This is a genomic window from Micromonospora sp. C28SCA-DRY-2 (genome assembly GCF_030519475.1).
GTDB lineage: Bacteria > Actinomycetota > Actinomycetes > Mycobacteriales > Micromonosporaceae > Micromonospora.
In genome coordinates, this window is record NZ_JAUMKD010000009.1 from 259,067 (window position 1) to 268,477 (window position 9,411).

At 75.0% G+C, this 9,411-nt stretch carries 11 protein-coding genes; 3 read left to right on the plus strand and 8 right to left on the minus strand.

Going from position 1 to position 9,411, the window contains the following annotated elements; translation table 11 throughout:
* Nucleotides 1-74: 74 nt before the first annotated feature.
* Both Q3W71_RS28540 and Q3W71_RS28545 read left to right on the plus strand, forming a co-directional pair.
* Complete coding sequence (locus Q3W71_RS28540; RefSeq protein WP_302922575.1) at nt 75-422, plus strand: metallopeptidase family protein; 348 nt, start codon at nt 75-77, stop codon at nt 420-422.
* A gap of 138 nt (nt 423-560) precedes the next feature.
* Nucleotides 561-1,283: an AIM24 family protein gene (locus Q3W71_RS28545; RefSeq protein ID WP_167180294.1), complete on the plus strand. Its 723-nt coding sequence runs from the start codon at nt 561-563 to the stop codon at nt 1,281-1,283.
* 42 nt (nt 1,284-1,325) lie between these two features.
* Here the strand turns inward: Q3W71_RS28545 and pheA are convergent, their stop codons facing one another.
* The 5 genes from pheA to Q3W71_RS28570 all read right to left on the minus strand — a co-directional run bounded on the left by pheA (nt 1,326) and on the right by Q3W71_RS28570 (nt 4,821).
* A complete protein-coding gene (gene pheA, locus Q3W71_RS28550; RefSeq protein ID WP_302922554.1) occupies nt 1,326-2,282 on the minus strand; it encodes a prephenate dehydratase in 957 nt (318 codons plus the stop codon).
* A gap of 10 nt (nt 2,283-2,292) precedes the next feature.
* A complete protein-coding gene (locus tag Q3W71_RS28555; protein WP_302922576.1) occupies nt 2,293-2,805 on the minus strand; it encodes a hypothetical protein in 513 nt (170 codons plus the stop codon).
* 175 nt (nt 2,806-2,980) lie between these two features.
* Nucleotides 2,981-3,370 carry an ACT domain-containing protein gene (locus Q3W71_RS28560; protein WP_302922555.1) on the minus strand — a complete coding sequence of 130 codons (390 nt, stop codon included), beginning with the start codon at nt 3,368-3,370 and terminating at the stop codon, nt 2,981-2,983.
* Between the two features lie 75 nt (nt 3,371-3,445).
* Nucleotides 3,446-3,904 (minus strand): hypothetical protein, encoded by a 459-nt coding sequence (locus tag Q3W71_RS28565; RefSeq protein ID WP_302922556.1) that lies wholly within the window; start codon nt 3,902-3,904, stop codon nt 3,446-3,448.
* A gap of 176 nt (nt 3,905-4,080) precedes the next feature.
* The gene (locus tag Q3W71_RS28570; protein WP_302922557.1) at nt 4,081-4,821 is read right to left on the minus strand and encodes a hypothetical protein; all 741 of its coding nucleotides are present in this window, start codon (nt 4,819-4,821) and stop codon (nt 4,081-4,083) included.
* Nucleotides 4,822-4,984: 163 nt separating this feature from the next.
* Here Q3W71_RS28570 and Q3W71_RS28575 point away from each other — a divergent pair, with 163 nt between their 5' ends.
* Complete coding sequence (locus tag Q3W71_RS28575) at nt 4,985-6,196, plus strand: arginine deiminase (RefSeq protein ID WP_302922558.1); 1,212 nt, start codon at nt 4,985-4,987, stop codon at nt 6,194-6,196.
* A 155-nt stretch (nt 6,197-6,351) separates the two neighbouring features.
* Here the strand turns inward: Q3W71_RS28575 and Q3W71_RS28580 are convergent, their stop codons facing one another.
* The 3 genes from Q3W71_RS28580 to Q3W71_RS28590 all read right to left on the minus strand — a co-directional run bounded on the left by Q3W71_RS28580 (nt 6,352) and on the right by Q3W71_RS28590 (nt 9,235).
* The gene (locus Q3W71_RS28580; protein ID WP_302922559.1) at nt 6,352-7,236 is read right to left on the minus strand and encodes a DUF5926 family protein; all 885 of its coding nucleotides are present in this window, start codon (nt 7,234-7,236) and stop codon (nt 6,352-6,354) included.
* 61 nt (nt 7,237-7,297) lie between these two features.
* Nucleotides 7,298-7,714, minus strand: coding sequence for an ATP-binding protein (locus Q3W71_RS28585; protein WP_302922577.1), 417 nt, complete (start codon nt 7,712-7,714; stop codon nt 7,298-7,300).
* Nucleotides 7,715-7,777: 63 nt separating this feature from the next.
* The gene (locus tag Q3W71_RS28590) at nt 7,778-9,235 is read right to left on the minus strand and encodes an ATP-binding protein (protein WP_302922560.1); all 1,458 of its coding nucleotides are present in this window, start codon (nt 9,233-9,235) and stop codon (nt 7,778-7,780) included.
* Nucleotides 9,236-9,411: the final 176 nt, after the last annotated feature.

Sequence of the window (9,411 nt, forward strand, 5' to 3'; positions counted from 1 at the left end):
ACTCTTTCCGTACCCGGCCGGGATCTTGGCGGGGTCCGGCGCGGCACCGGTCGGGCAGAATGGGTGGGGTGCCGGTGGAGATGAGCCGCGAACGCTTCGAGGAACTGGTCGCCGACGCCCTCGACGAGGTCCCCGAGGAGCTGCTCGGGCTGATGAGCAACGTGGTCATCCTGGTCGAGGACGACCCGCCGCCCGGCGACGAGGAACTGCTCGGCCTCTACGAGGGGCACGCCCTGACCGAGCGGGGCTGGGACTACGCCGGGGTGCTGCCGGACCGCATCCTGATCTACCGCCACCCGATCCTGCGCATCTGCGACACCGACGACGACGTGGTCGACGAGGTCGCGGTGACCGTGGTGCACGAGATCGCCCACCACTTCGGCATCGACGACGAGCGGTTGCACGAGCTGGGCTGGGCCTGAGCGACCGCCGGGACCGCCGCCCGGGCTCCGCCTCGCTCGCCGCGGGGCCGCCCGACAGCCGCTGACCGGCGGATGCCGCCGGTTGCGGCTCTGCCCTACCGTCGCAGGCAGGCATCACGACCTCAGGAGGCACTTTCCATGCGCAGCGAGCTGTTCTCGGCGGAGAACCTGGAGAAGGAGTCCGCGCAGCCCGGCATGCGGCTGCAGAACTCCAAGATGTTGAAGATCGAGCTCAACGGTGAGGCGATGGCCCGGGTCGGGTCGATGGTCGCCTACCAGGGGCAGGTGCAGTTCCAGGCGCTCGGCTCGGGCGGGCTCGGCAAGTTCCTCAAGCAGAAGCTGACCGGCGAGGGTGTGCCGCTGATGAAGCTCACCGGCCGCGGCGACGTCTTCCTCGCCGACTTCGCCAAGGACGTGCACGTCATCGACCTCGAGCCGGGCGACGCGCTCTCCATCAACGGCTCCAGCGTGCTGGCCTTCGACTCGACCCTCCAGTACGACATCCGGATGGTCCAGGGCGCCGGCATGGCCTCCTCGTCCGGCCTCTTCAACTGCGTCTTCACCGGTCACGGCCGGATCGCCATCACCACCAAGGGCACCCCGGTGGTGCTCAACGTGGACGCGCCCACCTACGTCGACCCGCAGGCCGCGGTCTGCTGGTCGGCCAACCTCCAGACCGGCTACCACCGGGCCGAGCAGCTCGGCCTCGGCACGCTGCTCGGCCGGCGTACCGGCGAGGCGTTCACGATGACCTTCGCCGGTCAGGGCTTCGTGGTGGTGCAGCCGTCCGAGGAGCCGCCGATCATGGGCAGCGGAACGCAGGAGCAGCAGGGCGGCCTGCTCGGCGGCCTGCTGAGCTGACCCGTCCGGGGCGTTCCGCCGGCACGGTGGGGCGCCCCGCGCTCAGCTCAGCTCGCCGGCCCGCAGCCGGGCCAGCCACGCCGCGGCGTCCGCGTAGTCGGCGTCGGAGAGCCCGGCGGGGGCCGGGACCGGCCGGTCGCCCGCCGGGCCGGTCCAGCGGTGCCGGGGGTACGAGCCGAGGAAGCGCACGTCGGCGCAGACCCGCCGGAGCCCCTGCAACGCCTCGCCGAGCCGGACGTCGGCGACGTGCCCGGTGCAGTCGAGGAAGAACACGTAGCGGCCCAGCGCCTCGCCGGTCGGCCGAGACTCGATCCGGGTCAGGTTGACCCCGCGGACGGCCAGTTCCATCAGCACCGACAGCAGCGCGCCGACCCGGTCGTGGGCGATGTAGACGGCCAGCGAGGTGACGTCGTCGCCGGTCGGTGGCGGGGGCGGGCCGGGGCGGGAGACCAGCGCGAACCGGGTCACCGCGTCCGGGTGGTCGGCGATCTTGTCGGCCAGCACGGCCAGCCGGTGCCGGGCCGCCCCGATCGGGGCGCAGATCGCCGCGTCGTAGTCGCCGGCCGCGGCGCCGGCCGCGGCGGCGCCGTTGGAGAGCACGTCGACCACCACCGCGTCGGGCAGGTGCGCCCGCAGCCAGCCGCGGCACTGGGTGGACGCCTGCGGATGGGCGGCGACGGTCTGCACCGTGGCGAGTGACGTGCCGGCCCGGGCACCGAGCACGAACTCCACCGGCAGGATCACCTCGCGGGTGATCACGAGCGGCTCCCCCTCGGCCAGTTCGTCCAGGGTCACCCCCACCGCGCCGCCGATCGAGTTCTCCAGCGGCACCAGGGCGGCGTCCGCCTCACCGGCCCGTACGCTCTCCAGCGCCTCCCCGACGCTGCGGGCGGGCGTACGGGTGCCGCGCTCGGCGGCGGGGACGGTGCGCAGCGCCTGCTCGGCGAAGGTGCCCTCCGGCCCGAGGTAGACGAAGCGCGTCGGCGGTGTACCCGGCATGGCGACCAGCCTACGCACCCGGTACGCCGAGCGCCCCGCCCTCGCAGGCCAGGTTCCGGATGCCGGGCGGGCCGGCCGCCCGTACCTCCGCGGTGCACACGTCGGTGCCCGCGGTGACCAGCCGTGGGGCGCTGCCCGACCCCCGGGTGACCACCTGGAGCTGCTCGTGGCCGGTCACGTCCAGGATCGTGTAGTGCCATCCGGCGGCGCAGAGCGGCCCGCTGCTCACCCGGACCCGCACGTCGCGGGGGAGCACCCCGCCCCGCCCGCGCACCAGGTCGATCACCCGCGCGCCGGTCGGCCCGTTCGCGCAGGCCACCGCGACCAGTCCGGGGTCGGTCGTCGGGGTGGGGGTGCCGAGGCCGGGCAGTCCGGTCGGGCCGACCGGGGCCGGTGCCGTGCCGGTGGGGGCCGGGGCGGCCGTCCGGCCCGGCGTGCTCACCGGCCCGGGTGAGGCGGTCCGCAGCTCCGGTGGGGTGCCGCAGCCGGCGAGCAACCCGGCCACCAGCACCACGGCCACCACCGGCCGCCGGGGCGGGACCGGGGCGCGGACGGCACCGGACGATCCGCGCGGGGCGCGGCGGGGTGGGGTGGGCGGCACGGGGTGACCTCGGACATCGGGGGTCGTCGTTACGGCCGGGGGGTGGCCGAGCCCATCGTAGGAGGATCGGCCCGCGCGGTGAAGCGGTGGCCGGGGTTCAGCGCAGGACGCGGTGCCCGGCGCGCTCCAGGGCGCTGGTCGCCGCGCCGAGGCGGACCGCCGGGACGAGCAGGTAGTCGGTGTCGTAGCTGGAGAAGGCCAGCGCGCTGACCCGGGCCTCGGCGAGCGGATCCACCAGCGCGGCGAGGGTGCCGGTGACCGCGAGGTCGACCGGCCCGGCCACCCGCAGGCACCGCCAGACCGTCTCGATGGTGGCCTGGTCTGGTATCCGGTCGGCGGGGCAGATCAGCGAGATCCCGTCGGCCGTCCAGGTCACCGTGACGACGTCGCCGTCGCCCAGCCCGCCCGACAGACCCGGCGGCAGGGTGGAGTCGGCGGCCAACCGGCACACGGCGTACTCCCCCGGCAGCAGAGCGATATCGAGCATGAGGGCACCTTACGGCCTGGTGGGGGGCCGGCCCCAGCTTCGCCGCGTGCGGCGAGCACCACACCCTGCCGCAGGTCAGACCTCGGAGAAGAAGGTGAGCGAGCCGGCGACCGACCCCTCGGCGAGCACCGGGGTGGAGATCGCGTCGACCGTCGCGTCCGGTGCCCCGGTCGACGCCGCCTGGACGCGGAGCAGGCCGCGGGCGAGCCGCCCGGAGGAGAGCGCGAGCAGCGGCGGGATCTTGTCGATCTCCTGCTCGGTCAGCTCGCGCGGGTTGGCCGTGAAGTCGAGCAGCCGCAGCCCGCCGCCGAGCAGCGGCAGCCCGATGACGTCCTCGGGCGCGCCGAGGCAGAGCAGCTCGCACCCGGCGGCGGAGACCGCCACCACCTTCGTCTCGGCGTCGATCAGCAGGCAGGGCTCGTCGGCGTGGGACACCGTCAGCGACCACTGACCGACGTTGTCGGACTCCTGCTCTGTCGGTGTCCCGGCCGCGGGCGCGAGGACTTCCGAGAGCGAGAGTTCGACGTGGGCCACCGCGCCTCCTATGTACACCGACGGTCTGTCCACGCTAGCCGGTCGCCCCGGCCGTCGCCGACCGCGCGTGAGCCACCGGGCCGCCGGGGGTGGACGTTGCCCTGACCGGGCGGGCCGGCGACGGCGCGACCGACGGTGCCGACACCGGACCGGGTCGCGTGGCGTCGCCGGTGACGTTACCGGCGGTTGGCCGGCTTGTCAGCGGCCGTTCGGCCCTCCTCGTACCACCGGTAGTCGGCCGCTGGACGGTAGGTGCCGTTCAGCCAGGTGTTCGGGTGCTGGGCGACCCGGGAGAGCTTCTCGGCGGTGGCCGGGCTGATCCGGTTGCCCGCGGCCACCAGCAGCCGGTCCAGCTCGCGGTGGGTGGCCATGAGGCAGTCCTTCGGCAGCCCGTAGACGCTGATGACGCCGGAGCCGACGAAGGTCAGCACCGGCGTCACCGGGATCGGGTGCCCCACCGCGGTACTGAGCGCCTTGCTGGCCCGCTTGGCGTCCCGGCGGGCCTCGGCCACGTAGGGCGGTCGCTTGCCGTTGATCTGCACCACGTCGCCGGCCACCAGTACCCGGGCCCGGCCGTGGTCGGCGATGGTGACCGCGAACAGCCCGCTCGGGCCGATGGCCAGGAAGCCGGCCCGGTCGTCCTGGCGGTGGTCGAGCAGGACGTCGGCGACGTCGGTGCGCGGCCACTCGATGACGTGCCAGGCCGGACCGAGGTGGTCGAGCTGGCCGAGGGCCCGCGCGCCGGCCGCCTCCAGCCGCCGCGCGCCCCGCTCCGCCCGCCGGCGGCGGGCCCACTCCAACGGGGACGGACGGGACGGTGTGAGCACCCCCGGCGACTCCACCCGGGGGTGTGGCACCGCCGCGGGCGGCAGTGCCCGGGTCGGGGGTACGGCTCGGCGAGCGGGAAAGACAGTCATCGCGACCTCCGGCAAAAGGTCCCTCGAAGTTATGTCCTCACTACCCTACGTTGCCAGTCCGGGGGCTCGGCAAGTTGGAGCGCCGGAATGACTGTGGATGAATGCCATATTCATTCACAGTTGTTTTCTCGGATGCCGCCAAACCCTGCCCTACGCTGCGAGGGTGACCCACTACGTCGACAGCGAGGTCGGCCGGCTCGGCACCGTACTGCTGCACCGACCCGGCCCGGAACTCGCCCGGCTGACACCACGGAACAACGACTCGCTCCTGTTCGACGCGATCCCGTGGGTGGGTCGGGCGCAGGAGGAGCACGACGCCTTCGCGGCGGCGCTGCGCGAGCGCGGGGTCGAGGTGCTCTACCTGGCCGACCTGCTGGCCGAGACGCTCGCCGTGGACGAGGCGCGGGCCGAGCTGACCGCCGAGGTGCTCCGCTCGCCCCGGCTCGGCGACACCCTGCGCGCCCGGGTCGCCGACCACCTCGCGTACCTCGACCCGGCGGCGCTGGCCGACGTGCTGATCGCCGGGTTGGCCCACGAGGAGCTGCGGCTCAGCCCGGAACGGCCGGGTGGCCTGGTCTACACCCTGATGGACCGGCACGACTTCGTCATCGACCCGCTGCCGAACCTGCTCTTCACCCGCGACTCGTCGCTCTGGATCGGCGACCGGGTGGGCGTGACCAGCCTGGCCATGCCCGCCCGGCGCCGGGAGACCACGCTCACCGAGGCCATCTACCGCCACCACCCGCGCTTCGTCGGCACCGAGGCGGTCTACCACCCGCACCTGGAGCACCTGGAGGGCGGCGACGTGCTGCTGCTCGCGCCCGGCGTGCTCGCGGTCGGGGTGGGTGAGCGGACCACGCCGGCCGGCGCCGAGCGCCTCGCCCGGCAGGTCTTCGCCGCCGGGCTGGCGCACACCATCCTGGTGGTGCCCATCGCCCAGGAGCGGGCCACCATGCACCTGGACACCGTCTGCACCATGGTCGACGTGGACGCCGTGCTGATGTACCCGAACGTGGCGAACACGCTCTCGGCGTACACCGTGATCGCCGGCGCGGACGGCGAGGACCCGCGGGTGGACGGCCCGGCGCCGTTCCTGCGGGCCGCCGCCGACGCGATGGACCTGGACCAGCTCCGGGTGATCGACACCGGGCTGGACCCGGTCACCGCGGAACGCGAGCAGTGGGACGACGGTAACAACACCCTCGCCCTGGCTCCCCGGCTCTGCGTCGGCTACGAGCGCAACGTGGAGACCAACGCGCAACTGGAGCGCGCCGGCATCGAGCTGATCCCGATCGCCGGCTCGGAACTCGGCTCCGGCCGCGGCGGCCCCCGCTGCATGTCCTGCCCGCTCGTCCGCGACCCCCTCCGCCCCTGACCCCGCTCCCGCTCCGCCCCCGAAGATCGTGCAGGTGCTCTGAACGAGTGGCTGTTCCGCCCGGGAGCGACCACTCGTTCGCTGAACGAGTCGACCCAGGGCGGCCGGGTGCGCGCGAGCCCGCGGGCGCGCGGGCGGCGGGTGGGGTGGGAGGGTCAGCGGAGGGTGAGTTGGCGGCCGAGCAGGCCCTGGCGGGAGCGGCGGCCGGCGGCGTCGAGCGGGGTGGTGTCGGCGAGCGCCTCGGCGTACCGCTTGGCGAACTGGGCCACCGGGTCCTCCCACTCGGCGGCCGGCGTCTCCTCCGGCAGGTCCCAGACCGGCACCAGCCGGCCGTGCGCGCGGAACATGCCGGCGAATCGGGTCTCCTCGCCGAGGGTCAGCGTGCCGGCGGCGCCGAGCCGGGCCAGCGCGTCGAGCGCGGCGTCCTCGTCGTCCGGGAGCACCCAGCGCACGTGCGCCTTCTCCGGCACCTGGCACCAGTAGGCGGCGCGGGCGGCGGTCAGCCGGACGGTCGGGTAGACGGCGGCGTTGGCCCGCTCCAGGGACGCCTGCACGGTCGGGTCCTCGCCGGCCTCCGGGTCGAGCCAGAACTCGAACCCGTCGTGCATGGTGATCTCCAGCGGGCCGTCGACCAGGACGTCCTGGAGCCGGGGGCCGGGGCCGGGCAGCGGGGGCACCGCGACCTGCCGGCCCGGCTCGGTACGCAGCGCGCAGAGCAGCGCGTCGGCCAGGTCCCGGGACACGTCACCGGACTGCTGGTGACGCTGGAGACCGATGAAGACCCGCCCGTCGGGCCTGGTCATCGCCGGGGCGGCCATCGGCAGCACGGTGGCCAGCGTGACCGGCCGCTCACCGAACTCCTCGACCAGCTCGGGGACGAGCCGCAGCGGGGCGGAGGCGGCCGGCACCAGCTCGCGCAGGGCGATCCACTCCGGCTCGTCGGTCAGCCCCTCGAAGGGACGGGGCGCGAAGATGTCGCGCACCTTCTCCCGCTTCGGGGTGGCTTCGGCGGCCCGCTGGCTCTTTCGACGCTTGCTCACGGCGAGACAGCCTAGAGCCCGCGGCCGGACGCCGTGGGCAGGACCCGCCCGCGGTGCCCGATCAGCCGGCCGCGACCAGGTCCGACCGGGCCGCGCCGACCGGCTCGAACTCGGCCCAGACGCTCTGCCCCAGCCCGTCGCGGTCCACGCCCCAGCGGCTGGCCAGGCCGGAGACGATGTGCAGGCCCCGGCCGTCGGCCGCGTCCGGGTCGGCCGACCGCATCCGCGGCCCGTCGCTGGCGCCGCCGTCGGTCACCCGCAGCGTGATCCGTTGGCCCTCGTCCGAGGTCCGCAGCCGCCAGGCCACCCGCACCACCCCGCCCGGCAGCGGGTCGGCGTGCCGGACGGCGTTGCCGACCAGTTCGGCCAGGACCGCCACCAGGTCCGCCAGCAGCGTGGCGGGTACCACCTCGCCCAACTCCTCGGCGAGCCGCCGCCGGGCCAGCCGCGCCCCGCTGGCGTGGTGCGGCACCACCACGCACCACGCCCGTTCGCCCGCTCCCGTCGACACGTTCGCCCCTTCTCACCTCGCCGCCGCCGGTCACCCGCGGGGCAGCCGCACCTCAGCGACCGTACCGCCACCGGCCCTCGGTCTGAGGAATACCCAGCCATTCTGCTGTTCAACGATCCGGCGGACGAGATAGAGACCCAGTCCGGCGCCGGGGAAGCGCCGCCGGTCGCCGGACTCACCCTGCCAGAACCGGTCGAACGCCCGCTCCACGTGCTCCGGCCGGATGCCGATGCCGCGGTCGCCGACCCGGAACGAGACGGTCTGCCCGTCCGCGCCGGCGCTGACCTCGATCGGCGACCCGGGCGGGCTGTACTTGCCCGCGTTGGTGGCCAGCTCGGTGAGCACCGTCGCCAGGCTGGGCCGGTAGCCGAGCGCCTTGGGCAGGTCGGCCGGCAGGTCGAGGACGAGCCGGTGGCGCAGCTCGGCCGGCAGGTCGGTGACCGCGGCCCGGAGCGCGTCGCCGAGGTCGAAGGGGGCCGGCGGGTCGTCGCCCGGCCCGGGCTCGGCGGCGGAGGAGAGCAGCCGGTCGACCAGCCGGGCCAGCTCGTTGGCGCGCTGGCCGATCACCCGGGCGGCCTGCCGCCGGTCGTCGTCGGTGAGCGACTCCCAGTGGTCGGTGAGGGTGTCCGCGTACCCCTTGATCACGGTCACCGGGGTGCGCAGCTCGTGGCTGGTCACCGCGACGAACAGGTCCCGGTCGTGGTCCCGGCGCTGCTGGTCGGTGATGTCCCGGAAGGTGACCACGCGCAGGGCGCCCGGCCCGGCCAGCTCGCCCGAGGTGATCCGCAGCCACCGGCCGTCCGGCAGCCGGTGGTCGCGCACCTGGCCGGACGGGGGCAGCGGGAACGGCAACGGCCGGTTGAGGGCCTGGCTGGCGGCCCGGCCGGTCACCTGGGCCGCGGCCGGGTTCCAGAGCCGGACGTGTCCCTCCCGGTCGACCACCGCCAGCCCGTCCGCGAGCGCGGCCACCACCGGCCCGTCACCGTGCACCGGGAGCCCGCTCTGGTCGCCGTACATGTGCGCGATGCAGGCGGCGAGGTAGGCCACCACGGCGTGCTGCCCGGCGCTCGGGTCCTCGTCGCCCGCCGGATAGAGGGCGTGCAGGCTGCCCACGGTGAGCCCGCCGATCTCGGCCCGGGCGACCACCATCCGGTGCAGGCCCCGGGCGACCAGTTCACCGGTGAGCTGGCCGGTGAGCTGGTCCGTCCGGACCTGCTGCACGCGCGGACCGGCGAGCAGGCAGACGGTGGTCGGGTCGGTGGCCGGCAGCGGGCGGCCGACCGCCCACTCGGCGGCCCCGGTCGCGGCGATCACCCGGCCGCCGGCCGGCCCGAACTCCACGAATGCCATGGCCGCCGCGCCGAGCGCGGGCTGGGCGACCCGGAGCAGCTGGGTGAGGACCGGCAGCCCGGCGTCGCCGGAGTTGATCATCTCGATGACCACCCGGTGACCGGCGATGAGTGCCGCGTAGTCGGTGCGCTCCGGCATGCCCCGAGTGTGCCGCGCCGTCCGGCTTTCGCACACCCCCGCCCGGACCGACCACCGCGCCCGCCGGGACGACCCCGCCGGCGCCCGTCCCGCCCGCCGCCGGCCGGCGTCCCGCGGCGGTCACCGCTCCCGGCCGCCGCCGGTCCGCCCGGTCGGCAGCGGGCGGGACGGCCGAG

What these genes read in the sequence shown, in the direction of transcription:
- Q3W71_RS28560 (WP_302922555.1), bottom strand. Translation starts at nt 3,370, where the DNA reads ATGCTCGATATCGCTCTGCTGCCGGGGGAGTACGCCGTGTGCCGGTTG.
- Q3W71_RS28590 (WP_302922560.1), bottom strand. Translation starts at nt 9,235, where the DNA reads ATGCCGGAGCGCACCGACTACGCGGCACTCATCGCCGGTCACCGGGTG.
- Q3W71_RS28570 (WP_302922557.1), bottom strand. Translation starts at nt 4,821, where the DNA reads ATGACTGTCTTTCCCGCTCGCCGAGCCGTACCCCCGACCCGGGCACTG.
- Q3W71_RS28545 (WP_167180294.1), top strand. Translation starts at nt 561, where the DNA reads ATGCGCAGCGAGCTGTTCTCGGCGGAGAACCTGGAGAAGGAGTCCGCG.
- pheA (WP_302922554.1), bottom strand. Translation starts at nt 2,282, where the DNA reads ATGCCGGGTACACCGCCGACGCGCTTCGTCTACCTCGGGCCGGAGGGC.